The organism is Polyangiaceae bacterium (genome assembly GCA_020633235.1).
Classification (GTDB): Bacteria; Myxococcota_A; Polyangia; order Polyangiales; family Polyangiaceae; genus JACKEA01.
Genome location: JACKEA010000002.1, coordinates 698,985 through 723,568, shown reverse-complemented (window position 1 = coordinate 723,568; position 24,584 = coordinate 698,985). Strand labels below are relative to the sequence as shown.

General features: G+C 70.2%; 20 protein-coding genes. 6 read left to right on the top strand and 14 right to left on the bottom strand.

What is annotated here, in order from left to right; all coding sequences use genetic code 11:
- Nucleotides 1-29: 29 nt before the first annotated feature.
- Genes H6717_13685 through H6717_13675 form a run of 3 tightly spaced genes read right to left on the bottom strand, consistent with a single transcriptional unit; the run spans nucleotide 30 to nucleotide 3,060 of the window.
- Nucleotides 30-629 (bottom strand): TetR/AcrR family transcriptional regulator, encoded by a 600-nt coding sequence (locus tag H6717_13685; GenBank protein MCB9578070.1) that lies wholly within the window; start codon nucleotides 627-629, stop codon nucleotides 30-32.
- A gap of 41 nt (nucleotides 630-670) precedes the next feature.
- Nucleotides 671-2,095: a serine/threonine protein kinase gene (locus H6717_13680; protein ID MCB9578069.1), complete on the bottom strand. Its 1,425-nt coding sequence runs from the start codon at nucleotides 2,093-2,095 to the stop codon at nucleotides 671-673.
- The gene (locus H6717_13675; protein ID MCB9578068.1) at nucleotides 2,095-3,060 is read right to left on the bottom strand and encodes a hypothetical protein; all 966 of its coding nucleotides are present in this window, start codon (nucleotides 3,058-3,060) and stop codon (nucleotides 2,095-2,097) included. Before H6717_13675 ends, H6717_13680 begins: the two co-directional genes overlap by 1 nt.
- Nucleotides 3,061-3,077: 17 nt before the next feature.
- Between H6717_13675 and H6717_13670 the strand changes: the two genes are divergently transcribed.
- Nucleotides 3,078-3,752 (top strand): hypothetical protein, encoded by a 675-nt coding sequence (locus H6717_13670; protein MCB9578067.1) that lies wholly within the window; start codon nucleotides 3,078-3,080, stop codon nucleotides 3,750-3,752.
- Here H6717_13670 and H6717_13665 read toward each other — a convergent pair.
- The 5 genes from H6717_13665 to H6717_13645 are packed head-to-tail and all read right to left on the bottom strand — an operon-like array spanning nucleotide 3,746 to nucleotide 8,913.
- On the bottom strand, nucleotides 3,746-5,044 hold the full coding sequence (locus H6717_13665; GenBank protein MCB9578066.1) for a hydroxymethylglutaryl-CoA reductase, degradative: 1,299 nt from the start codon (nucleotides 5,042-5,044) through the stop codon (nucleotides 3,746-3,748). The genes H6717_13670 and H6717_13665 overlap by 7 nt on opposite strands.
- Nucleotides 5,041-5,922, bottom strand: a complete 882-nt coding sequence (locus H6717_13660) for a hypothetical protein (protein MCB9578065.1) — start codon at nucleotides 5,920-5,922, stop codon at nucleotides 5,041-5,043. Before H6717_13660 ends, H6717_13665 begins: the two co-directional genes overlap by 4 nt.
- Nucleotides 5,919-6,902: a diphosphomevalonate decarboxylase gene (gene mvaD / locus H6717_13655; GenBank protein MCB9578064.1), complete on the bottom strand. Its 984-nt coding sequence runs from the start codon at nucleotides 6,900-6,902 to the stop codon at nucleotides 5,919-5,921. Before mvaD ends, H6717_13660 begins: the two co-directional genes overlap by 4 nt.
- Entirely contained in the window at nucleotides 6,899-7,792 is an 894-nt protein-coding gene (mvk, locus tag H6717_13650; GenBank protein MCB9578063.1) for a mevalonate kinase, read from the bottom strand. Before mvk ends, mvaD begins: the two co-directional genes overlap by 4 nt.
- Nucleotides 7,792-8,913 carry a polyprenyl synthetase family protein gene (locus H6717_13645; protein MCB9578062.1) on the bottom strand — a complete coding sequence of 374 codons (1,122 nt, stop codon included), beginning with the start codon at nucleotides 8,911-8,913 and terminating at the stop codon, nucleotides 7,792-7,794. Before H6717_13645 ends, mvk begins: the two co-directional genes overlap by 1 nt.
- Nucleotides 8,914-9,005: 92 nt before the next feature.
- Between H6717_13645 and H6717_13640 the strand changes: the two genes are divergently transcribed.
- Nucleotides 9,006-10,070 (top strand): type 2 isopentenyl-diphosphate Delta-isomerase, encoded by a 1,065-nt coding sequence (locus tag H6717_13640; GenBank protein ID MCB9578061.1) that lies wholly within the window; start codon nucleotides 9,006-9,008, stop codon nucleotides 10,068-10,070.
- On the opposite strand, the gene H6717_13635 is transcribed toward H6717_13640, so the two are convergent.
- Nucleotides 10,027-10,506 carry a thioredoxin family protein gene (locus tag H6717_13635; GenBank protein ID MCB9578060.1) on the bottom strand — a complete coding sequence of 160 codons (480 nt, stop codon included), beginning with the start codon at nucleotides 10,504-10,506 and terminating at the stop codon, nucleotides 10,027-10,029. The two genes, H6717_13640 and H6717_13635, sit on opposite strands and share 44 nt — an antisense overlap.
- Complete coding sequence (locus H6717_13630; protein MCB9578059.1) at nucleotides 10,503-10,931, bottom strand: GNAT family N-acetyltransferase; 429 nt, start codon at nucleotides 10,929-10,931, stop codon at nucleotides 10,503-10,505. Before H6717_13630 ends, H6717_13635 begins: the two co-directional genes overlap by 4 nt.
- On the opposite strand from H6717_13630, the gene H6717_13625 reads away from it, so the two are divergent.
- The 4 genes from H6717_13625 to H6717_13610 are packed head-to-tail and all read left to right on the top strand — an operon-like array spanning nucleotide 10,930 to nucleotide 17,117.
- Nucleotides 10,930-12,021, top strand: coding sequence for a hypothetical protein (locus H6717_13625; GenBank protein ID MCB9578058.1), 1,092 nt, complete (start codon nucleotides 10,930-10,932; stop codon nucleotides 12,019-12,021). The genes H6717_13630 and H6717_13625 overlap by 2 nt on opposite strands.
- Nucleotides 12,022-12,025: 4 nt before the next feature.
- Nucleotides 12,026-14,428 (top strand): hypothetical protein, encoded by a 2,403-nt coding sequence (locus tag H6717_13620; protein MCB9578057.1) that lies wholly within the window; start codon nucleotides 12,026-12,028, stop codon nucleotides 14,426-14,428.
- On the top strand, nucleotides 14,425-16,302 hold the full coding sequence (locus H6717_13615) for a hypothetical protein (protein ID MCB9578056.1): 1,878 nt from the start codon (nucleotides 14,425-14,427) through the stop codon (nucleotides 16,300-16,302). Before H6717_13620 ends, H6717_13615 begins: the two co-directional genes overlap by 4 nt.
- Nucleotides 16,299-17,117, top strand: a complete 819-nt coding sequence (locus H6717_13610; protein MCB9578055.1) for a UbiA family prenyltransferase — start codon at nucleotides 16,299-16,301, stop codon at nucleotides 17,115-17,117. The genes H6717_13615 and H6717_13610 overlap by 4 nt, the downstream gene beginning before the upstream one ends.
- 198 nt (nucleotides 17,118-17,315) lie before the next feature.
- On the opposite strand, the gene H6717_13605 is transcribed toward H6717_13610, so the two are convergent.
- The 4 genes from H6717_13605 to H6717_13590 all read right to left on the bottom strand — a co-directional run bounded on the left by H6717_13605 (nucleotide 17,316) and on the right by H6717_13590 (nucleotide 24,584).
- Nucleotides 17,316-18,869, bottom strand: a complete 1,554-nt coding sequence (locus tag H6717_13605) for a hypothetical protein (protein MCB9578054.1) — start codon at nucleotides 18,867-18,869, stop codon at nucleotides 17,316-17,318.
- An 89-nt stretch (nucleotides 18,870-18,958) separates the two neighbouring features.
- On the bottom strand, nucleotides 18,959-20,479 hold the full coding sequence (locus H6717_13600) for a hypothetical protein (GenBank protein ID MCB9578053.1): 1,521 nt from the start codon (nucleotides 20,477-20,479) through the stop codon (nucleotides 18,959-18,961).
- A 23-nt stretch (nucleotides 20,480-20,502) separates the two neighbouring features.
- Nucleotides 20,503-22,191, bottom strand: coding sequence for a hypothetical protein (locus tag H6717_13595; protein MCB9578052.1), 1,689 nt, complete (start codon nucleotides 22,189-22,191; stop codon nucleotides 20,503-20,505).
- Nucleotides 22,188-24,584 (bottom strand): hypothetical protein, encoded by a 2,397-nt coding sequence (locus H6717_13590; protein MCB9578051.1) that lies wholly within the window; start codon nucleotides 24,582-24,584, stop codon nucleotides 22,188-22,190. Before H6717_13590 ends, H6717_13595 begins: the two co-directional genes overlap by 4 nt.

Genomic DNA, 24,584 nt, shown 5'->3' with positions numbered 1-24,584 from the left:
CTCAGCGTGAACGCTGCGTGACGCGGACGTTACTGACCGTTTCCGACACCGTCGTCGGAGTCGTCGTCGGTCGGCTCTCCGAGCACGAAATCTTGCCAGCGATGGCGCAGCGTGGTGCTTTCGGAAAGCTCCGGTACCAACGTGGCCGCCATGCTCACCGCCGTGAGAAACGCCTCGGCGCTGCGAGCGTCCTCGGGCAGGTTCGCGCGGGAACGCGCCGCGAGACGCTGCAGTCGGCCCAAGAGCTGGCGGGCCTGGACGCGGATGCCCTCGAGCGCTTCGTTGGAGAAGGCCGTGCGCGGGTCGTTGCCGGGAGGGAACAGCAGCGCGAAGGCGGCCGGCCGCGACTTGGCCAGACGCACCGGAACGTCCAAGGCTTCGGTCAGCTTGTCCGCCGCGGCGATGCGTTCGGACAGCTCCTCGAACGCGTTCTCCGCGAGGGCGAGGACCAACGCTTCGAGCGACTCGAAGTAGCCGTACACCGTGGCACGACCGAGCTCGGCTTCGCTCGCCACGCGCTCCACGCTGAAAGCCGCCCAGCCCACTCGCTCCGCCACGGCCCACCCCGCTCGAAGGATGTCGGCGCGACGCTGCTGTCGCTCGCGCTCGCGTCGCTCCGCAATTCCCATCACCCCCGATCGAACGCCGAGGTGACGCGAGCGTCAACGACTCACTTCCGGTAGGGATTCTTCTTGGATATGCCGTCGCTGGTGGCGGTGGCTGTCGGCGCGGGTTGGGGCGTCGGGGCGGGTGTGGGAGCGGACACCGACCGCGCGATCGTCTTTGGTTTTTGGGGTCGTTCCGGCGCGGAAACCGCGCTTGGCGCGGGCGCGACGCTGGGCGTCGGAGCCGGCGGCGCGGTGGGGATCTCCAACCCCGCGGCGCTGGGCGTCGGAGCCGGCGGTGGTGGGCTCGGTTCGGCCTGCACCGGCGTGGACGCTTTCACCAGGAGCCAGGTGCAGAGAAACCCGAGGAGCACCAGGGCACCCAGCACGAAGGGCCACAGCGGCCGTGGCTTCACCACCGGGATCACTTCCTCGGTGACGTCTTCGTTGCCTGGCGTGTGCACCGGCTTTCTGAGAGGGATGGGAAGCTCGGGGTCCGTGCCTGCTTTCAGGCGCCGGGTGACGCGCTTCTCGCGCTCTTTCAGATCCGCGCCCATCAGCGATTCGACGAAGTCCGACACTTCGGCGTGGCTCGCCAACCAACCGGTGTGGCGGCCGATGTGCTCGATGGCGTCCATCATCGCCCGCGCCGACGGAAAGCGGTCCGCGCGGTTCATCGCGCAGGCCTTGGCGAGCAAGTCGTCGAGCTGTGGCGCGACGCTCATGACGGTCGAGATACGCGGCACCCCGTTGATGAGGATCTGCGTCACCATCTTCGCGTCGTCGTCCTCCGGCCACGGCGTGGTGCCGGCGAGGGCGATCCACAAGGTGAGTCCCAGGGAGTAGACGTCGAAGTCCGGACCCACGGCTTCTCGCCGCAGGTACTCCGGCGGCAGGTACATCAGCTTGCCGACGATGTACTGCTTGTCCGTCTGCACCGAGGCGATGGCGCTCTTGGCGATGCCGAAATCGCTCACGCGAGCCACGCCGTCGCGACCGACCAACACGTTCTGAATCGAAACATCGCGGTGGAGCAGCTCCAGGCGCTGGCCGGAGGTGTCGCGGGCCTCGTGCGCCGCGTGTAGCCCGGCGAGGGCGTCCAGCCCGATGCGCAGCACGATCGGCGGCGGGATGGCGTTGCGTTTGAGCGCGACGCGATCCACCAGCTCTTCGAGGCTGGCGCCTTCCACGTAGTCGAGCACCAAGAAATGCCCGTCTTCGTCGGTGCCGACCAAGTGCGTGGCCACCACGTTGGCGTGGCGGATGTGGGCGGCGACGCGCGCCTCGTCCAGGAAACGATTCACTGCTTCCACGCGGTCCAGCATGTGCGGGTGCAGGCGCTTGATCACGACCAGGCGCTCGAATCCCGCCACCCCCACGGCGCGAGCGAGCAGCGCCGTGCCCATGCCTCCGCGCCCGAGCTCGAACAGGGGCTCGAAGGAACCGATGCTCACGCCGCTGGGCAGTGACGCTCGGTAGCTGGCGTTCATCAGAAGCGCCCCCGCGCTCCCAGTCGAAGCTCTCCGGGCGCGACCGCGGCGCTGACGGAAGCGTCCCCCCACTGCACCAGCTCGAGCCCGGCGTAGGCGGTGGCGGCTCCCACGATCACGGTGGAGGCGAGCAAGATGTCGGTGCGCCGCACCTTGCCACGCACGTCGTCCACTTGTCCGGTGGTGGGCGTGCTCGGCAGCTCGCGCTTGCCCGACAGCGCGTCGAGGCCGGACCAGGTGGTGATGCCGGCGAGCAGCGCCGTGGCGCCCGCGCCGGCGTAGAACCATCCGGGAGAGAGCGGACGGGGCTCGACGCGATCCCTTCGAGGCTCGCTCTTCGCTTCGGGACGCGTGGGTGGGGCGCTCTCGGCGGGCTGGCGGGTCTGGGCGACGTCTGCTGCTTTCGAGGTTTCCCCGGGCTTCACCGGGTGAAGCAGGATGCGGTAGCGGGCGCCGGCCTCCAGCGTCATCGATTCCTCCGCCTGGGCATCGGCATCCCCCCGGGCGATAAGCTGATGGTTACCCGGCAAGACGAAGGCTTCCCCGGCTTTCGTGGTCGCGCCATCCAGCGTCAGGGTGCAGGGGGTCGGCTCACAGGCGAGGTCGATGGCGGCGAGCTTCTTTGAAGCCTCCGCCAGCGCTTGCCGCGCTCGAGCGGCAAGGTCCGGTTCCGTCGCTTCCCGGGCGACGGCGCGCTTTGCCACGGTGGCCACCAACAAGTGGTCGTTCGCGCGCCGCGCGGCGGAGAGCGCGTTGGACAGCGCTTCGGCGTTCGGCACCGCAGCGTCCGCCTTCAAGAATGCCTTGGCCGCTTCTTGGTAGCGCGCGTGCTCGAACAGCTCGACACCCTCGTCGAAAGCCGACGCCGCCGTCTGCTCTGCAGGCTGGGCTCGTGCGCTGGAGGACAATGTCAGTGCGACCAGCAGCACTGCGCCGGGCCAACGGCTACGGACGAGGTCGATCATGCGCTACGATGCTCACTGTGACCCGACGAGGCACCTCTTGGCTAGTGCGCGCGTGCACTTTGATTGCGGCGACCACCGCGAGCTCGTGCGCGCTGGTGATCGGCGATCTGCCGGAGGGCGTGGACGGAACCGGAGGCGACGCATCCGTGACGTTGCCGGACGCGGGGCAAGATGCAGCGGAGGCGAGCACGGGGGGCTCGGCCGGCGCGGCTGGAAGCGGCGGCGCGGCCGGAAGCGGCGGCGCGGCTGGAAGCGGCGGAGCGGCGGGAAGCGGCGGAGCGGCAGGAAGCGGCGGAGCGGCGGGAAGCGGCGGAGCGGCGGGAAGCGGCGGTTGCAAGGCGACCTGCGATTGTGATGGGGACGGGCACAAGGCCAAAGGCAGTTGCGGGGGTGACGACTGCGATGACGCCGACGCCGACGTATTCCTGGGGCAAACCAAGTTCTTCGACAAGGCGAGCCTCCACCTGGGGTTCGATTACGACTGCAGCGGCGGCGTGGATCGAGATTTCAACGTGATCGACTGCGGCGGTCTGGCGCTGACCGGCTGCGCCAACAAGCCCGACGGTTACCTACAAGCCACGCCCTGCGGTCAAAAGGCGGACTTTGGCGGCTGTAAGGTGACGGGCGTGATTCCGCTACAGACCTGCGTCGACGATCCGAAGCAGACTGGCAAGACCGTGCTGTGTCACTGACCGCGGAGCGCGGCTAGCGCTTCAGCGGCTCGGTCCAACGTGACGTTGCCGTCCTCGGCGATGCGCTGCGCCACGGTCTCCACTTCGTCGCCTTCCGCGCCCGCGGCGGCGGCCACCGCTCGGGCGTGAAGGGACATGTGCCCGCGCTGGATGCCCTCCGTGGCCAAGGCACGGAGCGCGGCGAGATTCGACGCAAGCCCCATGGCGGCCGCGGTCTCGCTGAGCTCGGCTGCGGTTTCGATCTGCAGGATGGAAAGCGCGAGGCGCGCGGCGGGGTGCACCCGCAGGGTCCCGCCGACGACGCCGAGGGCCAGGGGCATCTCGAGCTCCCCGACGAGATCCCGCCCGTCGCGTCGCCAGATCGCCAGCGGCGCGTAGTGACCGGAGCGCGCGGCGTAGGCGTGCGCTCCGGCTTCCACCGCCCGCCAGTCGTTGCCGGTCGCCATCACTACGGCGTCCACGCCGTTCATGATGCCCTTGTTGTGGGTCGCCGCGCGGTAGGGATCGAGCTCCGCGAAGCGAGAGGCGTCCACGATGCGATCGATGATGGCGTCGCCATGGATGCCTTCGCAGCTCGCGTCCGCCGGGAGCTCGAGGTCCGCCGCGTGGGCACGGCAGGTGACGCGGACGCGCCGTCGGTCGCACAGGTTGCTCAGGATCCGGAGCCCCAACGTCGCTCCCGTCAGCTCCGCCGCTCGCGGCCCGACGGCTTCTGCCACGGAATTGACCAGGTTCGCTCCCATCGCGTCGCGGCAATCGACGAGCACGTGGACCACGACGATGCCGTTGCCCAGATCGCGCACCTCGATGGCGTGCGGGCCGCCGCCGCGTTCCACCAAGCCGGGAACCGCGTCCGCGGCGAGGGACAAGAGCTCCTCGTTGGCGTCCTCCAGCGCGCGAATGGCGTGCGCCGGATCGCTCACGTTGCGGAGCTCCACCTGGGTGGTCATCAGCGACTCCACCATCTCCGCCGCGAAGCCGCCGGCGCGACGCACCATCTTGGCGGCGTTGGACGCCGCCGCCACGACGCTTGGTTCCTCCACCACCATGGGCACCAAGCGGTCGATCCCGTTGATGCGAACATTGAGGGCCACGCCGAAGGGCAGACCGTAGGTGCCGAGCACGTTCTCGACGATCTTGTCCGCCGTGGCGGGCGCGAGGCCGCCTTTCGCCAGCGCCTTCTCGATGCTCTCGAGCTCCACGCCGGACAGCTCCGACACCTTCTGGCGTCGGGCTTCGATGTCGAGCTTGTAGAACCCTGGGATACGCGAACCGGAAGTCATGTCATTCACTCCAAGGCGTGGACGCCGCGAGCGTGGAGGGCGAGGTCCAACGCGTGGTGGTCGAGGGCCGCGCACTCCTGTCGAAGCTCCGCGCTGGGAGCCTCCCGAGCGACGTAAAGTGCCACGTCGCCGCCGCCCGCACCCGAAGGCAGCACGGTTCCGCCACGACGGCGCGCCAGCCGTGCCAGCTTCGCGACCTGCGGCGTGACGATGGGCACCCCCGCCGCGTCTCCCAGCGCCTGGAGCGCCGCGTGTTGGGCATCGAGGGCGTGGATGAACGCCGCAGCGTCCGCCGCCCGCAGCGCGGCGACGGCGGCATGGGATGCCTCGAGCTGCGGAGCCAGCGCGCGCTCCCGCTCGGGCAAGGCTTGCACTCGGGCGATGAGCTCGGCGGTGACGGCCGGCAAGCCGGAGGCCCACACCTCGATCACCAAGCCGGAAGGGAGCTCGGCGGCCTCACAGGAAAGCCGGTCGCCGCGCTGGGCGACCAGGGTTCCGCCACGGGCGCTGGCCGCGACGTCGATGCCACTGCCGCCGCCTTGGGCGCGATGATGCGCGGCGAGGGCGAGGGGTAAGACGCGATCGGCGAGCGTCGCGTCGTCGAGGGCGCCGCTCTCCTTCAGCTCCAGCGCGGCGAGGGACGCTACGAGGATGGCGGCGCTCGAGCCGAGGCCGAGCTTGCCGCGGGCGTCGCGCAGCGCGCTGGCATCGAACCAGGGTGCAGCGCGATCGCCGAGGGCGGCCTTCACTTCGGGAGTGACGACGCTCGCCGGACGCTCGCTGTCCGCCTCGGCGTAGCGGCTGACGGCGGAGACGATGGCGGGCGCTCCGTGCAGCACCGCGTACGCGCCCGAGAGCACGACCTTGCCGGGCGCCCGCGCTCTCATCGCGCGGCCCACTCCTCGGCGCTCACGAGGCGTGCGTCGGGTCCGGGCAGGCAGCGGATCGCGCGCTCCACGCCCGGCACGGACGCTAGCGCGTGGCCCACCTCGTCGGCGCGTTCGAGCTGGCACAACACCTTCACGTGAGGTCCCGCGTCCATGGTGTAGTAGGCGGCAATGCCGCCCTTGCGCAAGGCGCGCACTGCGTCCATCGCCGCCAGCGTGGCCGGCGCGAAGTAGCGGATCGCCGGGCGCGCGGCGAGCATGGACGCGTGCATCATCAGCGCGCTTTGCTCCATCGCCGCACCCAGGGTGGGGAAGTCGCGCTCCAACACGGCGCGCCGCACCTCTTCGAACAGCACTGGGGCGTGATGCACCCACACCGGGTAGTACGGGCTCGTCGCTCGCGTGTGCTCCATCCCTTCCGTGGAGCCCACGTCCTTCGGTCCCTTGACGGTGATCGCGACCCACATGCACACCGAAAGCTGCTCGGGGCCTGCCACTCTGTCGGCGCTCGTCGCTCCCGCGCCCAGCGCGACCCAGCCGCCGTAGACGGAGCGTGCCGCCGAGGCGCTGCTGGCGCGCGCCAGATCGCTGACCCGCGACGGGTCTTCGGGCAGGCCCGCCGCCGCCCGCGCCGCGAGCGCCAGCGCCGCGAAGCCCGAAGCGCTCGACGCCAAGCCCGCTGCGGTCGGGAAGTCGTTGACGGACTCGACCTGGGCGCGAGCGTCGAGGCCCGCCTCCGCGCGCACGCGATCCAAAAGCGCCACCACGCGGTCCCGCGCCTTGCCCTCGGCGACGGCGCCATCGAGCTCGACGCGATCGTCCCCGAGCCCCGCATCGAAACGCACGCGCGTGAAGGTGCGAAGTGCGTCCAGCGTCAGCGACAAGCTGGGAACCGCCGGCAGGTTCCGCGCGACGTCCGCCTTGCCCCAGTACTTGGCGAGGGCGATGTTCGCATGGGCGATCGCGTGGGCTTCGCTCACCGGTCGGTCTCCCGCACGCGAGTGCCGAAGCACTCGATGCCTGCGCTCCGCCAAGCGGCGAGCACTGCGTCGGCGGATTCTTCGCACAGCGCGATCACCGCGCCGCCGCCGCCGGCTCCCGTGAGCTTGGCGCCCAGGGCCCCCGCGGTGCGCGCGATGGCGCAGGCGTTCTCGATCTCCTCCGTGGACACGAACAGCCCCGCCAAGAGCATTTGATTCAGATCCATCAATCGACCGAGGCCGATGACGTCTCCGTGCTCGATGCACAAGCGAGCGTTGGAAACCACCGAGCGGATGCCTTCCAGGGCCTTGTCCACCACCTCGGGCCGCCGCGCCTTGAGCGCCGCCACGGAATCCACCATCACCTTGGTACTGGCCGGGGGCCCGGCGACGGCCACGGCGAGGACCAACGGCTCGAGCACCTTCACGGGGCGCGCGCCCTCGCTGCGGCTGAAAAGGATGCACCCCCGGGCGGCCGCCGCCGCGGCGTCGATGCCGGAGGGATTGCCGTGAAACACGCGCTCCCAGGCGGTGGCTGCTTCGAGCACTCGCTCCGGCGACGGCGGCTCCGCCGCGAGCTCGAGCACCGCCCGCGCCGTGGCGACGGCCATGGCGGCGGATGCGCCCAGGCCGCAACCGGGAGGGACGTCTACCTCGAGCCGCACCTCGACGTCGCGCTCGTCCAGCGTTGCCAGCAGCGCGCCAAACGCCTTGCCCACGTCGCTACCGTCGTTGGCTTGGATGGCGTCGTTCCCGAGCACCAGACGCGAGGCATCGGCCCGACGCGCCTGGGCACGCGCGCCCCGCTCGATGCCGGCGGCGATGGCGGGCACTCCATACACCACGGCGTGCTCGCCGCAGAGGATCACCTTGCCGTTTGCCGTGGCCATCAACTGAGGCGCGACGTCAGCGCTCGCGTCGCGCCTTCGAGCATGGCCAGCCCTTCGGCGGAGACGCGGCCCTCTCGCAGTGCGGCGATCGCTGCCTGCGACAGCTCGTCGATGCGCTGCTCTACCGCCTCCCGGGCGCCCGAGCGCTCGATGACCTCGATGGCTTGCTCGAGCTGGGCGTGGGTGGCCTTGGGGTTACCCACCACCGCGCGCAGCCGACGATGGTCCCGACCGCGCGCCCGTTTCAGCGCGATGGTCAGCAAAACCGTGTGTTTTCCGCTGCGCAGGTCGCTGCCGAAGGGCTTGCCGGTCTGCGCCGGATCGCCAAAGGCGCTGAGCAGGTCGTCGCGCAGCTGGAACGCCACACCCACCGGCGCGGCGAAGCCATCCAACGTGGTCAGGAGCTTCTGGCTCCCGCCGGCAAGCTGAGCGCCGACGCGGAGGGGACCGCGCACGGTGTAGCTCGAGGTCTTGAGCTCGTAGACCTTCTCCACGTCCCGCGTACGCCCGAGCACGTCCAGGTGCTGCCCGGCTACTGCGTCCACCTGCATCTGAGCGAAGCTCTCCAGCACCTTCGCCAGACGGCTGGGAGACACCTGTACGCGAGTGAGGGCTTCCGTCGCGAAGGCCTGAGCCAGGTCGCCAGCCAAGATTCCGGAGCGCTCGCCGAGGCGCTTGGAACGGAGCTTCTTGCTCAGCGCCGCGTGCACCGCCGGACCGCCGCGCCGCACGGTGTCTTCGTCCATCCAATCGTCGTGGATCAACAGGTAGGCGTGCAACAGCTCCAGCGCCACACCGGCGTCCAGCGCCGGCTCGAAGGGCGCGGTGCTGCTGGCGGCGCGGTAGCCGGCGACCAGCAGTGCCGCCCGCGTGCGCTTGCCGCCTCTGAGACACAGGTCGCGAACGGCGGCGGCGAGGTCCACGACCTCGGGACCGTGCGCCGACAGCGCCTGTACCTTGCCGTCCAAGAAGCTCTCGAGGCGGGCATCGACGTCGCGGCGCACGCTACTGACCAACGCCGAGAACGCGTTCTTGGCCATCGCCTTGGCCTTCGGCCGCGGCGGCTGAGGAGGCTGCTTTCGTCGCCGCTTCTTCTTGGAAGTCCGCGTCTTGGAAGGCATTTTCGGCGGAAGCGTAGGGTCGGCCGAAAACCCTGTCAATTCGATCCGGCCTTTCAATTTTCGCCCTTCTGTGGCCCGCTCGGCGGGCCGGAATGAGCGACATCTCACAGCGCAAGGAGGACCACCTCGACCTCGCCATCCGGGGGGACGTGGGCTTCAAGGAAACCACTACCCTGTTCGAGTGTGTCCGGCTGGTTCACGACGCGCTGCCGGAGCTCGCCTTCGACGAGCTCGACACCTCCCTGCATCTGCTCGGCAAGCGCCTGCGGGCGCCGATCTTGATCGCGGGAATGACCGGCGGGACCGAGCGCGCCCGCCGGGTGAATCGCGAGCTCGCGTCCATCGCTCAGGAGCGCGGCTACGCATTCGGCCTCGGCAGCCAGCGCGCGATGCAGAAGAACCCCGACGTGGCGTCCAGCTATCAAGTGCGGGAGGTGGCGCCGGACGTGCTCCTGTTGGGCAATATCGGTGTGGTGCAGGCGGCCAAGGCGACCACGTCGGAGATCGAAGGCTTGGTTCACAGCGTGGAAGCCGACGCCCTGTGCGTTCACCTGAATCCCGCCATGGAGCTGGTGCAGGCGGACGGCGACCGCGACTTCCGCGGAGCCTTGGCGGCCATCGAACGACTGGTGCGCGAGCTTTCGGTGCCGGTGGTGGCCAAGGAGACGGGCTCGGGCCTGAGCCGCGGGGTGGGGCGCCGCTTGTTCGCGGCGGGCGTTCGCCACGTGGACGTGTCCGGCGCGGGGGGAACGTCCTGGGTCGCCGTGGAGACCCATCGGGCGCCCGACGAACGCCGGGGTCTGGGGCAGACGTTCTGGGAGTGGGGCATCCCGACCGCGGCCAGCGTCGCGCAGGTGAGCGACCTCGGTCTGTCCACCGTGTTCGCGACCGGCGGTATCCAATCGGGCCTCGACGTAGCCAAGGCGATCGCCCTCGGCGCCAGCGCCGGCGGCATCGCGCGTCCGGTGTTGCAGGCTTTCGAGAACGGCGGACGCGCCGGCGCCGTGGCCTTCCTCGAGCGCGTGGAGAACGAGCTCCGCATGGCGATGTTGCTCACGGGATCGCGGGATCTCGCTGCGCTCCGCACCGCCCCGCGCACGATCGCGGAGCCGCTCAGGGGCTGGCTGTCGCCAGCAGCCGCGCCAAGCGCGGGGTGATCTCCGCCACGGCACCCGGTCCCTTGATGGACCCCTCCATGCGCACGTCGCTGCAACGGCCCTGGGCGTCGGGTTTGGCGAACAGCGGAATCAGACGCGAGATGCAGCCCGCCCGCTCCAGCCGAGCTTCGTCCCGATCGTGGTCGAACTCGAGCAGCCGGAGCTCGGGGAAGGCCTGATCCAGGTCGCCTCGAGCCGCCGCCTGATGAAAGCGCTGACAGGGCTCGCACCAGGGCGCCCCCACGTACACCAGCAAGCTCTTGCCGTCGGTCTTCGCCTTGGCCGCCTCGCGCTGGATCACGGCCGTGGCTTCCTCGCTCGACCCCGGCGCGCTCACGATCTCCACGTGGCGTGCGGGGGCGGCCTTCTCGGGGGCGGGCTTCGGCGGGTCGTCACACGCGGCGAGCACGAGCGCCGCACACAAGAGCCACCTCATGGCAGCTGACGCCGCACGATCCGGCGTAGCACGCGGCCGTCCTCGCTGGGGCTGAAGCCGCGCTTGGCGAGCCAGCGGCCCAGAGTCGTGGGATCGGGATGTCCGTCGGGGATCACGTTGTACAAGTGGTTCAGCCCGCGGGCGCGGGCCTCCTGCTCGAGGTGATCCATGATCGAGGTGCCGATGCCGCTGCCGCGCGCCTCGGGATCGACCGCCACCAGCACTTCGGCGTCGCCCCACACGGTATCCATCCAGCCGTAGCCGACGATCTTGCCGTCCTGCTCCACGTGCCACCAGTCCCCGGGGACGAGATCGCCCTCGTGCTGGTCCGCGAAATCGAACACCCCCTCGGGCGCTCCCCCGACGATGCGGGCCTTGTCGGAGTCCCAGTAGGCGGGGCTCTCGTGAACGAAGCTCGATGTCATGTCGGGCATCTTAGCTCGGGACGCCTGTCGTGGTAGCGTGCCGCGGGTCGTCCTTCGCATGCATTCCGTCGCCGTCCGAGCTCGGGGGCTCCTCGTGATTGCCCTGCTTCTGCCAGGTTGCGCCAAGGCCTGCTCCCCCGAAGGCAAGACAGACGAGCCGCAGAAGCCCGCGGTAGTGGAAACTGCAGGAGGCGTGAAGCTCACGAACGCCGGCCGCGAGCCCAAGAACAAGCTCGAGGTCGGGCGCTGGACCGGTCTTCAGTATCAACAAACGGTGGAAAGTAGCGGCTCCATCGGGCTCTCCGGCGCGCCACCAGCGCGGGGACCGACGCTTTCTGCCACGACCAGCTTTTCCGTGCTGCGGGGCACCGCCGACCCGGTGGCCAAGACCATCGATGGTCGAAAGCTGTCGCTGGTGGAGGAACGCGGCGAGCTTGTCGACGTCCACGCCGAGAGCAAGGAGGTCCCTCCGGAAGCCCTGAAGCAGCTCGACCAGGGGCTCGCCTTGCTCGTGGGCATCGTCACGCGGCAGCTGGTGGCGGAAGACGGCGAGGTCGCGGAGGTCACGACCGAGCTCGTCGGAGGCAAGAAGCCCACCCCCGAAATCAAGCAGCTGCTCGACAAGACCTTCGACGCGCAGCGCAGGTTTCCGTTCCGTCTCCCCCCCACGCCGGTGGGAGTGGGGGCCAAGTGGAGCTTCTCGGAGCCGATCGTGATTCAGGGCATCCACGCCACGCAGGCTTCGGAGATGACGCTCACGTCCTTCGACGAGCACACCGCCAAGATCGCCATCGTGGTCCGGCAGCAGGGCGGGCGGCAGGAGCTTCAGCATCCGCTGGATCCGTCGGCGTGGGCCACGGTGGAGCAGTACCGGGGCGACGGTAACGGAGAGTTCCGCATCGATCGCCTGACCGCCGTCGTGCTCGATGCGCACCTGGCCACGACGGGGAGCCTTCGGCTGTCGTGGAAAGAGGGAGATCAACCCAAGAACGCGACCTTCATCGCGGCCTCGGTCACCAACATCCGGGGTCACATCGGTGCGGCGGCGGACGGCGGTGTGGCGGACGCTGGGGCACGCGACGCGGAGTGAGAGCATGGCCCGCATCGGCCCCACGATAGCGCTCACCAGTCTCACGATCGTTGCCAGCGAGCTGATTCTGACGCGGATCTTCTCGGTGGTGCTCTGGTACCACTTCGCCTTCTTTGCGATCTCCGTGGCGCTGTTCGGGCTGGGCGTCGCGGCCCTCGCCGTGCACTTCTTCCAGCACCGGCTACCGGAGGCGCACACCGATCGCCACCTCGCGCTGGGCGCCATGGGTCAGGCGCTGGCGCTGGTGGTCGTCGATTTCGCGCTGTCTCGCTTTTCCCCCGACTGGTTCGGCGGCGTGTTCACCGAGCTGACGTTCAAGCTGGTGCTGTTGTTCCTGCTCGCCGCGTTGCCCTTCCTGGCAGCGGGCTTCGTGGTTGCCCTCGGCATGTCGCGCGCTGCCAAGACGGCTCACTCGCTCTATGCCTGGGATCTCCTGGGCGCCGGTCTCGGCTGCGCCCTCACGGTGCCGCTGCTGTCGCTGTTTGGTGGGCCCAAGGCGCTGGTGGCCGTCGCAGCGCTGGCGCTCGGGTCCGCGCTGATCGCATGCAAGGGCCGTGGCGTCCGAGGCGCCGCCCTGGTGGGCTGGCTGATCCTCGGGGCGCTGTGGCTGACCGGAGCGGAGACCAAGCTGTTCCAGGTGCGCGTGGCCAAGGGCATCGACCTGGCCCAGGTGGAGCCGGAGCTCACGCGCTGGAACGCCTTCAGCATGGTGAGCGTGCTGCCCAGCACGGGCTTCCGCGGCTGGGGACTCTCGCCGCTCTACAATGGTCCCATCCCCGACCAGAAGACGCTGGTCATCGACATGAACGCGGCCACCACGCTGACCAAGTTCTCCGGCGACTTCTCGGCGGTCAGGAACGTGGCCTTCGATCTCAGCGCCTTCGTCTACCGCGTGCGGCCCGACGCCCCCCGCGTGTGCGTCATCGGCGCCGGCGGCGGCAAGGACGTGCTCGCGGCGCTGATGAGCGGCGCCGGGCACGTCACGGCGGTGGAGGTCAATCCGCTGATCGTGAACGACGTCATGCGCGGCAGCTACCGCGAGTTCACCGGCGACCTCTACGGCCGTCCGGACGTGACGGCCGTCGCTGCCGACGGTCGCGCCTTCGTGCGCCGCGCCGGTCCGGGTTCCTGGAACGTCGTCCACCTGAGCATGGTCGACACCTCCGCGGCGAGCGCCGCCGGCGCCTACGCACTGACGGAGAACGGCCTGTACACGCAGGAGGCCTTCGAGGACTTCTTCTCCGCGCTCACGGACGACGGCCTGCTCAGCGTGTCCAGCGTGAGCCTGCCGGAGCTGGCGGTGGGCCCGCGCCTGGCGACGGTCGCCCGCGCGGCGCTGCTGCACCGGGGAGCCGACCCGGCGGCGAGCCTCGCGGTCGTGCAAACGCCCTGGCTCGGGCGGCCGAACGCCATCATGACCACGCTGATCGCGGCGCCCCGCGGGCTGCCGCCCGCGCTGTCCGCCCGCGTGGTTCAGCAGGCCAAGGCGCTGGGCTTCTACGTGGTGTACGTGCCCGGCGGCGGCATGCCCGCCGTGAGCGGCGAGCAGCGCACCATCGATCGAGTGGCCACGGCGAAGGACGACGCTGCGCTCGGGAAGGAGCTGGCCGCGCTACCCCTCGACGTCTCCGCGACGACGGACGACCACCCCTTCTTCTTCTATCAGAACCGCCTCTCGGATCTGCCGCACGCCCTCACGGCCAAGGGCCCCGCGCACCTGTTCGGGAACGGCTTGGTGATCTTGGCGAAGGTCGCCCTGGTCGCGCTGGTGATGGTGCTCCTGTTCCTGGTGCTGCCGGTGGTCCTCAGGGCGCGCGCGAGAGCGGATGACGCGCCGGGCGCCGGCTACGATCTCGGGTACGTCGCCTGTCTGGGCATCGGCTTCATGTTCGTGGAGATCGCGCTCCTGTACCGCTTGTCGGTCTACCTGGGCGAGCCCACCGCTACGCTTTCCGTGGTGCTGTTCTCCCTCCTGGTCCTGGGGGGCATCGGCAGCCGCGTGCTCGCGGGACCCACGACCGCCGCGCCCCGGCGCCTGCGCTTCGTGCTCGGCGGCGTGGTGCTGCTGGTCTTGCTCGCTGCCTTCGGTTTGCCCAGTGTGCTGGAAGCGGGCCGCGCCTTCTCCGCCACCGGGCGCGCTGCGCTTGCGGTGCTGTTGATCGCGCCCGTCGGCTTCTTGCTGGGCGCGCCGCTGCCCACGGCGCTGGTGAGCGTCGCGAGTCGTGCCCCGCACCGCATCCCTTGGCTCTGGAGCGTGAACGGCGCCACCAGCGTGCTCGGATCCATCTTGGCCACGCTCACCGCACTGCACGGTGGGCTTCGCCTCACTCTCGTCGTCGGCGCCGTCGCCTACGCCGCGGCTGCGCTCCTGTCGTTGCGCGTGGTGACTCGACAGGAGCGCGCGTGAAGGGGCGCATTGCCATCCTCGCGGTCGTCGCGCTCCATCTCGCGCTCTTGGCCTACTTCGCGCCGCCCCGCGTGATGTTCTCGAACGAGCCCATCACCACCGTGGACTACTCGCTCCACGTGGTGCAGGTCGACCGGGCGGTGCGTGCGTTCCACGAGTCCGGGAAGCTCTGGGGCTGGGATCCCCTGGAGCTCGCGGGGCAGCCCGCCGGCATGGTGGAAGACCTCACCAGCAAGGGCACCGAGCTGTTCGTGATCGCGTTGGGCGGCCTCGGCGTGCCCATGGGCCGTGCCTTCAATCTGTTCGTGCTCTGCGTGCACCTGGGGCTGGTGGCCGCCGCTTGGGGATCCGCGCGCCTCTTCGGCCTGAACCCCGCCGAGACCGCGGTGGCCATGCTCTCCTGGGTGCTGCTCTGGTTCTTCGACTCCTTCATGCACTGGTCGTGGTGGGTCGGAATGATCAGTTGGTCCTTCGCCTGCTACGCCAGCGTGCTGCTCGTGGCGCTCCTGTATCGCACCCTGGAGAGCCGGCGCCGTATCTTGTACCTGCCGCTGGCTCTGCTCGCGGCAGCGCTCGCGCTGGTGCACCCGTTTGCGGTGTTCGCCGTGCTGGTGCCTTGTGTCGCGCTCTACGCCCGGGCCTTTCGCGGGATGTCGAAGAGCGAGCACGCGCTGCTGTGGATGGCCGCGGCGTTTTCCGCCTCCACCGCGCTCTTGTGGATCGGTCCGCCGCTTCGCATGCGCCACTACATCGGCGACATCGACACCTTCTTCAACACCACGCTCTCGTATCTGTTCTTCGATACCTTCGACCTCATGCGCGACGGCCGCGAGACGGGCTGGCCGGTCCGAACGTTGGTGCGCACGCTGTGTTTCGTGGCCGCCGGGGTCGGTCTGTACCGCTACCGGAAGCGGGCGGATCGCCGCGGCCTGCCCCTCGGCACGCTGTGGCTCACGAGCTTCGCCTTCGCGTATCTGGCGGCCTACGTCTGGATCGGTCGTCAGTTCCAGCCCTATCGACAGATCGGCGTCGCTGCCCTCGGCGCCGCGCTCCTGGCGGCCCCGGTGCTCACGGAGGTGCTCTCGCCCGGCGCTCTCCGCTCCTACTCCCGAGGCGCGCAGATCGCCCTCGCCCTGGCGGTCTTCGCGATCGCCCCGCGCTTCGTGCGTACGGTCATGCACTACGTCCCCGACCTGATCCCGAAGCAGACCGTGCGCACCGGCCTCGATCTCGAGACGTCGCCGCTGGTGGGCCTCGATGAGCCCAAGCCCTTCGCCATGCGCCACACGTCCGCTGCTCCCGGCCACGTGAAGGTGCGCGACTGGCTGCTCGCCAACCACCACGGCCGCGGCCGCATCGTGGTCAGCGAGTGGATGCTCGGCGAGTACCTGGTCGTGGCCACGCATCTTCCGATCCTCGGCGGCATCCCCGAGCGCAACGTTCCCCACGTGGACGCCAACTTGTTCCGCCGCAATCCCATCGGAGCGCTTCCGGAAGCGGAGCTCGCGCGGTACTTCCGAGACTACGCCGTGGGCTTCGTGATCATCAGCGGGGATCACGGACCGTTGGACGCACGGCGCCAGCTGCTCGAGCCCATGGTCGTGCTGTCCGGCTATCGCATCTACCGCGTGCGGGAGGAGCCCAGCTACTTCGCACGCGGTGAGGGTAGGGTGGTCGAGCAACGCCTGAACCACCTGAAGGTGGCGGACGCTTCCGGCGGCGACGTGGTCTTGCGCTTCCACTGGATGGAGACGTTAGGATGTCGTCCCGGCTGTCGCGTCGAGCGCGAGGCGATACCGGGGGACAGAGTCGGCTTCATCCGCGTGCCGAGCGCACCCCAGAGCTTCGAGATCTTCCAGGACTACGCCAAGTGATTGCGGCGGCTCGCATCGTCTTCGACGTCTTCGTGTACCGCGTGCGCCGGCTCGAGATGGCGAACATGGTCGCGGCCATCTCGCTCAGCCTGGCGTTGGCGCTCCCCGGCAAGCAGGTGCTGCTGCGCGCGCTGTTTGCGGCCGTCTTGAATCTGCTCGCCTACCTCACGAACGACTACTACGACGTCGATCGCGACCTCGAGGCAGGCCGAGCACTGGACAAGACGCGCTACCTCGCCGACCACCGCCGCGCCGCCATCGGCGCGCAGCTCGGCCTGGCGGCGCTGTTGGTGGCCCTCGCCTTCGTGATCGACGTCGGCCTGTTGATCCCCGCGGCGGCCGGCGCGGGCATCTGCTGGGCGTACTCGGCCAAGCTCAAGTGCGTCCCGGTCCTCGACGTGCTCAGCATGACGCTGTGGGGCGCCGCGATGCCCCTCGTGGGCGCGCCCATCGGCAGCACCTTGGGCTGGGCGCTGGCCGCGCAGCTCGGCCTGTTCTCCACCTGCTTCGAGCTGATCCAGGTGGTGCGCGACCGGGAAGAAGATCGCGCCGTGGGCATCGAGACCACGGCCGTGCGCTACGGCGAGAGCACGGGCCGGCTGCTGATCCGGATCGCTTTCGTGGTGAGTGCCCTGTACGCCGTCCTCGTCCTCCACCGCGTGTTCGGCCTGGCGCTGTTCGCGGCGCTCTTGGTTCCTTTCGGCGACGACACCTCACGCTATTGGACGCGCATTCGCATGGTGCTCGGTGTCACCTGGCTCTTCATCCTCGGCGCGGTGTATCTGGGCGGCGGTGCCGCCGGCTTCTTGACGTAGCGCCGCCAGCTCCGTGGTGTGGCGCCGCCGGCATTCCCGCCGAGCATGGGGTCCGTTTCCTTGTTGGTCCGCCGCGGAACCTCGCGCGGCGGACCGCGCGGTTCCGCGGCGAACCGGCACAAATGAAATGAAGCGAAGGGGGCGTCCGCTTCGCGCTGCGTCGTGGACAGCTGGCGTCAGCAGCTGTCGCAGGGGTCGTCAGTTCTGCGCTGCGGCGGTGCCCGCGGCGCCGGGCTTGGTGCCGCCGCCCGCGGGTCCGGCGCTGCCCGGGGTGAGCGTCGTGGTGGTGACGGTGGCGCTGGCGCTGCCGCCCTTGTAGACGGCGTAGCTGTCACCACCGGCGCCGCCGCCGCCCGGTCCGCCGGTGCCGCCCTTGCCTCCGACGCCGCCCGCGCTGCCACCTAGGCCCGCAGATGGAGTGGAGCTGTTGGAGCAGCTGGAGCCCCCCGGTGGAATGAAGATCTCCGTGCACCCGTAGCACGATGATCCGTTCGATCCCTTCGCACCGCTGCTGCCGTTGGCGCCGGTTCCGCCGTTGGCTCCGGAGCCGCCCTTGCCGCCGTTGCCCGCCTTCACGCTGCTGTTGGTGATGGTGAGCTTGGCGTCCCACAGGAACACGCCGATGGAGCTGCCGCCGCCGGTGCCGACGCCGCCCTGTCCACCGGGGCCGCCGCCGCAGCCGGGCTTGCCGTCCTGGCCGCAGGACTGAGTGGCTGCAGAGCAGTGGCCATTGGTGAGACAGGTGCTGCAGTTGACACACGTGTGCGTCCCACCGGCGGTGCCGTTGTTTCCGGCACTGCCGGTGCCGCCTTGGGATCCCGAAGACGGCTGGTAGCCCGCTGCCGTGTAGGTTCCCTTCGAAGCGCCGTTACCGGCGCTGCCACTGCCGCCGTTGGTTCCCGTACCGGCGCTGCAGCTCGCCGGTGGATTCGCGCCGGCGCTTCCGACCGAGCCGTCCTTGCCGACGCCAGCGTTACCGAGGGCGATGCTCACGCGTTCGAGCTCCAGCTGGGTGGTCGCGCCGGTGGCGAACACGCCGTACAGCGACTCGCTCGTGGCGGCCGCGCTGGTCCGGCTCTGGATGGTCAGCGTTTCGATGCGCGCGGTGCCGCCGAGGTTGACCAGCCGGAAGGTGGCGTTGTCGCTCACCGGTCGCACGACGGTCAGAGTGGGCGCATTCGCGCTGCAGTCGCGGTGCCATTGACCGTCGTAGGTCCAACCGCCCTGCAGCGTGACCCCGGCGGCGACCACCAGGCCGTTCTCCGCGTAGTTGGCGGCCGCGAGGACCACCGTCTTCTTGGTGGCGGAGGCCGCGGCCAGGGTGAGGCCTTGTTTGATCGTCTTGCAGGGCGCGGCCGGCGCGCCGCAGCTGGCGCTGTCCGTTCCGGTGGGGGCGACGGTGATCGACGTGGCGCCGTTCGGCTTTTGGTCTTCACAGGCGATGCCCGAGTCCACGGTGCCGCCATCGGTGCCAGCGCTGCCCGCGGCGCCGGCGCTGCCGCCGCTTCCGCTCGCGCCGCCGCTTCCGCTCGCGCCGCCGCTTCCGCTCGCGCCGCCGCTTCCGCTCGCGCCGCCGGCGCCGCTCGTGCCGCCGCTTCCCGCGAGACCGCTGTCCGCACCCGCCGCGCCGCTGCTGCCGGATGTGCCGCCGGTGCCCGAGTCCTTCGTGGGGCTGGCGGTGAACTCGTCGCTGGAACAAGCGGCGAAGACGAAGAAGGCGGCGAGGGACGCGAGGCCCAAGGAAGTGCGCATGGGGCCAGCATACCCGAAGCGCGCGGCTGGCTTCACCCTGTCAAACACGCCAGCTGGTCGCGCTGCGACAGGGGCTGTCGCAGGGGTCGTCAGTTCTGCGCTGCGGCGGTGCCCGCGGCGCCGGGCTGGGTGCCGCCGCCCGCCGGTCCGGCGCTGCCCGGGGTGAGCGTCGTGGTGGTGACGGTGGCGCTGGCGCTGCCGCCCTTGTAGACGGCGTAGCTGTCACCACCGGCGCCGCCGCCGCCCGGTCCGCCGGTGCCGCCGGTGCCACCCTTGCCGCCCGGCGTGCCGCCGCTGCCTTGGTGGGGCGCGCCCACGCAGATGGGCGTGGGCGGTGGGGTCATGGAGCAATACAGGCATTCGAAGCCCAGGTTGCCGAGGGCGCCGGCGCTGCCGGTGGCCCCGGTGCCGCCGCTGGCACCGGAGCCACCCTTGCCGCCGTTGCCGGACTTCACGCTGCTGTCCAGGATGGTGAGATCGGCGTCCCACAAGAACACGCCGATGGCGCTGCCGCCGCCCGTGCCGGGGCCCCCCGGTCCGCCGGGCCCGCCACCGCAGCCGGGCTTGCCGTCTTGGCCGCAAGAATCGGCGATCGAGCTGCCGCATCCGCAGGGCGAGCCCTTCGGTACGGAGCACGGCTGACAGGTGTGCGCCCCGCCGGGGGTTCCGTTCTGGCCCGCCGTGGCCGTGCCTCCGGAGGCTCCCGAAGCGGGCTGATAGCCGGCGGCGGTGTAGCTGCCCTTGGGCGCGCCGCCGCCGGCGCTGCCGTTCTGTCCGTTGGTTCCGCCGGCGGGCGTGCAGATCGACACCGGGTTGCCGCCCCCGCTCCCCGTGCTGCCGTTGCTTCCACCACCGGCGTTGGCCAAGGTGATGCTCACGTGATCGAGGACGACCTTCGTGGTCGCGCCGGTGGCAAACACACCGTACAGGGACTCTCCGGTCTTCGCGGCGCTGCTGCGGCTCTGGATGCTCAGCGTCTCGATGCGGGCGGTGCCGCCGAGATCGACCAGGCGGAACGTAGCGTTGTCCGTAGCGGGGCGAACGATGGTCTTGGTGAGGGCATCGGCGGTGCACAGGTGCTGCCACTGGCTTTCGTAGGTCCAGCCGCCTTGCAGCGTGACGCCCGCCGGCACCACCAGGCCGTCCTCGGCGTAGTTGGCGGCGGCCACCACCACGGTGTTCTTGGTGGAGGAGGCGGCAGTGACGGCCAAACCCTGCTTGATGGTCTTGCACGGCGAGCCGGGAGCGCCGCAGCTCGCGCCGTCGGTGCCGCTGGGTGCCACGGTGACCATGGTCGCTGCGTCCGGCTTCTGGTCCTCGCAGGTCACGCCGGAATCCGGCGGGCCGCCATCACTGCCGGCGGCGCCCGCAGTGCCGGCGCTCCCCGCTGTCCCCGCACCGCCGCCGGTGCCCGCGCTTCCCGCCGTGCCGCCGGTGCCGCCGCCTCCGCCGCTACCCGCCACACCGCCGTCCGCGCCCGCGGCGCCGCTGCTGCCCGCGGCGCCGCCGGTACCGGAGTCCTTGGAGTCTGCGGCCGTGAACTGGTCACTGGAGCAGGCAGCGACGAGAGCGAGGGCCGTGAAACTGGAGACGAGGAAGCAAGCGCGCATGTCGGCCATGATAGCGCGCTTCGTCAGCCTCCGAGCGTCAGTTCCTGACCCACGTCGGGCGGCGTGAAGGGCACGTAGCGGCCGCCGTCGAACACCACGAAACGCAGTACTTTCGAGCCGATGGGCCACATGAAGCGGAACACCGCCTGGGTCGGAGCGCCGCGCTCGTCCACCTGGGTGATCTCCACCAATGCCGTGCCCACGAAGACCTTGTCGCCGACCTGCATGGGGTGGTGGCGGTCGCGGTACAGGCGATCGAAGGGGCGATCGAGGAACGAGGCCGGCACCGTGAGGCTGAGCGCGTTGGGATCGATGCGCTCCACGGTCATGGGACCGAGGGTGCCGGCGAGGCAGGTCATGGGCACCGCCGGCAGCCCGCGGGACCAACGCAGATCTTCGAGCAGCTTGCAGAAGTAGAAGTCGGGAGAATTGACGACCACCAGGCGCTCGCCGAGCCCCGTGACGCTCGCGTAGGCGCTGTCGCTCGCGCGGCGAACGGCTGCGTCCATGCGCGCCATCGCCAGCGAGCGATAGGGAAACAGCGCGGGCGCTGCGCCGGCGTGCAGCACGAGCAACAGCGCTGCGACGATTTTCGACGCGAGCCGTTCGCGCCGTGCGCGCTCGACCCATAGGGCGATCAGGCCGAAGGCGCCGATGCCCGGCAGGAACAGGGAGCGATCGCTCGGGAACGTGGCGCAGGCCGGGAGCAAAGAGAGCAGGAGCCCGACGGCGAAGAAGCGGGCGACGCGTTGTTGCCGCGGCGGACCAACCAAAATGAAGAAGAGAGCGAAACCTCCGAAAGCAAGGAGCCAACGTCCCCCGCTGGAAAGCTCGTGCCAGCGGTCGGCGCGGATCGGCCCGAGCTGTCCGGCGAGCAACGCGCCCAGGCGGTTCGGAAGCTCGCGCAGGTAGCCGAAGGGATCGCGAACGGGATCGATGTACAGCGCGGAGCCCACGGCGCCGTGCCCGAAGAGCTTGAACCCCACGGCCCAGGCGGCGGTCACCAAGAACGCGGGGGCGAGTGACAGGAGCCGCCTTCGACCGTCGTCGAGGAACGCGGCGTAGGCCAGGAAATAGCCGAAAGCGCCGACGGTGGCCTCGCTGGACGCGAAGCCGAGAGCGAGCATGACGGGGGCGAGGGCCGCGGCAGCGCGGGAGCCCTCGGCGCGCCAGCGGTGGTGGAAGAACAACGCCAGGCAGCCGAACAGCGCGCCCAGGATCACGTGGCGATTGGCGATCCAACCGACGGCGTGGGCGTGGGCGTCGTCGACCGTGAAGAGCAGGGCCGCGAGCCCGGCGACCCACGCGGGGCGCAGGAGCTTTCGGAACAGCGCCGCGGCGGCGGCGACCAAGCCGAGGTACACGAGCACGCTGTGGAGGTGCGCCAGGGCGGGGCTGTGACCCCACACGCGGTAGTCGAGGTGGTAGCCGAGGGAGGCGAGAGGACGCCAGAAGGAGATGTGGAAGTCGTCCGGGGTGATCCAGGGCAGCGAGCCGAAGCGACGGGCGGCGTCCACGCCGAGGGCGAGGTCGCGGGCGTCGTACAGGTTCAGGTTGCCGAGCTCGAAGGGACGCGTGGCGCTGAAGCGAAACAGCCAGTCTTCCGTGGCGAAGCCGGAGGCGATGCTGGGGGCCGACAGACCGAGAGCGAGAGCGACGAGCGCGAGAACCCAGCGTCGCGACGAGAGCGCGCGCTGCACTCGCGCATTCATCCGCTGCCTCGCATCACGAGCACGGCGGGGATCAGCAGCAGGTAGCAAGCGGCGGCCACCAGCAGCAAGACCGTGAGGCCGTAGGAGAGCGCGATGGCGATGGCGAGGCTGCTCGCGAGCACGCTGCCCACGCCGTTGATGCCCCAGAGCCACGGCGTTTCTGCGGACAAAGCCTGACGCGCGATGCGCAGGCCGGCCGGAAACGCGAAGCCGAGACACAGACCGGTGACGCCGCACACGGCGATGGCAAAGCCGATGCGATGCGCGTTGCCCTGCGCGGCGACGGAAGCGCTGAGGGTGGGCCAGGCGAGGGCAATGGCGGCGAGCACGGCCGCCAGCACTACGGGATACACGAAGCAGATGGGAGCGCGGTCCAAGGGCAAGCGGTCGCTCAGCAGCGAGCCGAGGCCGGCGGCGCCCACCAGGCTCGAGAGCACGACCAGCAGGCTGTAGGTCGGGTGCCCGAGCACCAGGCTCAAGCGTTGCAGGAGCGCGATCTCCGCCAACATGAAGCCGACACCGATGGCGGCGAAGTACACCAGCGCCGCCCACAGCGTGCGGCCCGAGTGCCCCTGAGGCCGCGCGCGCCGGAACAGCGGCAGCACGATGGCCACGATCACCAGCACCAAGGACGACAGCAGCGCGAGGCCCAGCGTGCGGGTGGCGAGCAGGTTCCCTTCGATGCTCCCGTGGGTCGCCTTGGGCAGCGGTTTGGCCACGGCTCGCAAGCGCACCACGTTGAAGAAGAAGGGGCGATCGTCCGTGGGCGGTCGGAAGTCCAGATCCGGCTCCAGAGCGACACGGTCGAGCTCGGCGGTGGACTTCGCCGAGAGGTATGCCACGAGGCGCGGCAGCGTCGCGGGCTTGTTCGGCGCGGCGACCACGATGAAGCCTTCTTGGTCGGCGAGCTGGGCGAGGCCCGTCTGATCCGCGGCGGTGAGCGGATCCTTGGACAGGATCAAGGTGGCGACGGGACCGGAGGCGAGCAGGGCGATGTGCGCGCTGGGATCCTTCACGCCCTTGGCGAGCAGCGCGCCGACGGCGAGCGAGACCAAGCGCGCGGTTTCCACGGTGGCCCAACGCGAAACGGTGAGCACGCCCCCGGGCTCCAGGCGATCCAGGAACAGATCGAAGGCCTGCACCGTGTACAGGCTGTTCTCCCCCAAAGCGTGGGCGCCGGCGCCGGTGGCGGCCCAGGTGTCGATGAGGGACGCCTGGATCACGGAGTAGCGCTGCTCCGGGTGCCGGGCGAGGTAGCTGCGCGCTTCGTCGTGCACCAGCTGCACGTCCGGCCGGCCGTGAATGCCGGTCTTTTCCCCCAGCGGACCGCGCAAGAGCTCGAGCAGGCGATCGTTGAACTCGATGCCCACCACCGGCGCGTGGCCCGAGAGCAATGCGGCCTGGATGTCCCGGGAGCCGCCGACGCCGATGATGGCCATCGGCCCCTTCGGGCGAATGCGATGCACGACGTTGGTGACGTCGCACTGGAGGAAACGCAATTTCTCGAAGTCGCTGCCCACCAGGTACAGCGGCGTCGCGGCGTGAGCGTCGATCTCGATGCCCTGTTGCAGCAACACCGGCGCGCGGCACTTGCGGCCGCCGCCCCACATCGCTGCCGGCACCTGCGCGGGGGCGAGCAGCTGCACCCGGGAGTGGCTGTTCCACAGCTCCTTCACCACGTTGTCGCGAGACTCCGGGCGGCCCTTCACCCACAGCGGCTCGAGACCGTGATCGCTGGCGGCATTCGCCCCGGCAAGGGCAGCCAGGCCCAGCGCCGCGGCGGCGCCCTTCTTCACCAGATCCCGATGCCCGCCGGAGCGCGCGAACAGCACCGCGGCAAGCGCGGCGATCACGCTGGAGGCGAGGATCGCCGAGCCACCGTCCAGCACGTGCAGCACCAGCGGCACCAGCGGCGCGCCCAGAGCGGCGCCGCCGAGATCCACGGCATACACCCGGCCCACGGGAAACGGCGAGCGCGTCAGCGCCGCGGCGACCACGCGCCCGGCGGGATAGAAGGGCAGGGCGATGGCGCCCGCGAACACGATGAAGAGCACCACCGTGGTGGCCACCGGCTCCACCCTCAGCGGCATCACCAAGAGCGCGACGTAGCTCGCCGGGATCGCCACGGCGAGCAGCAGGGAGTCCCGCGCCAGCGAGCGCGACAGACGCTCCAGCGTCCAACGCTCGGGGTTCAGGTATACGTGCACCGCGCCCGCCGTGAGCCCGAACAGGCCCATGGCGATCACCAGGAACGCCAGCGAGTACCAGGTCAGAACGCTGAGCAGTCGTGTGTCCAGCACCTCCAGCGCCAGCAGGCAGGAGGTGACCAGAGCCAGGCCCGCCAGGAACCAGCCCTGTCCTGGCGCCTCACGTTCGTTGGAGCTGTCCGGCAC

Coding starts and splice junctions, on each gene's coding strand:
- H6717_13595 (MCB9578052.1), bottom strand. CDS start 22,191: ATGAATGCGCGAGTGCAGCGCGCGCTCTCGTCGCGACGCTGGGTTCTC.
- H6717_13625 (MCB9578058.1), top strand. CDS start 10,930: ATGTCGGGCATCTTAGCTCGGGACGCCTGTCGTGGTAGCGTGCCGCGG.
- H6717_13660 (MCB9578065.1), bottom strand. CDS start 5,922: ATGAGAGCGCGGGCGCCCGGCAAGGTCGTGCTCTCGGGCGCGTACGCG.
- H6717_13600 (MCB9578053.1), bottom strand. CDS start 20,479: ATGCGCGCTTGCTTCCTCGTCTCCAGTTTCACGGCCCTCGCTCTCGTC.
- H6717_13685 (MCB9578070.1), bottom strand. CDS start 629: ATGGGAATTGCGGAGCGACGCGAGCGCGAGCGACAGCAGCGTCGCGCC.
- H6717_13635 (MCB9578060.1), bottom strand. CDS start 10,506: ATGAGGTGGCTCTTGTGTGCGGCGCTCGTGCTCGCCGCGTGTGACGAC.
- H6717_13675 (MCB9578068.1), bottom strand. CDS start 3,060: ATGATCGACCTCGTCCGTAGCCGTTGGCCCGGCGCAGTGCTGCTGGTC.
- H6717_13640 (MCB9578061.1), top strand. CDS start 9,006: ATGAGCGACATCTCACAGCGCAAGGAGGACCACCTCGACCTCGCCATC.
- H6717_13620 (MCB9578057.1), top strand. CDS start 12,026: ATGGCCCGCATCGGCCCCACGATAGCGCTCACCAGTCTCACGATCGTT.
- H6717_13630 (MCB9578059.1), bottom strand. CDS start 10,931: ATGACATCGAGCTTCGTTCACGAGAGCCCCGCCTACTGGGACTCCGAC.
- H6717_13645 (MCB9578062.1), bottom strand. CDS start 8,913: ATGCCTTCCAAGACGCGGACTTCCAAGAAGAAGCGGCGACGAAAGCAG.
- H6717_13605 (MCB9578054.1), bottom strand. CDS start 18,869: ATGCGCACTTCCTTGGGCCTCGCGTCCCTCGCCGCCTTCTTCGTCTTC.
- H6717_13680 (MCB9578069.1), bottom strand. CDS start 2,095: ATGAACGCCAGCTACCGAGCGTCACTGCCCAGCGGCGTGAGCATCGGT.
- mvk (MCB9578063.1), bottom strand. CDS start 7,792: ATGGCCACGGCAAACGGCAAGGTGATCCTCTGCGGCGAGCACGCCGTG.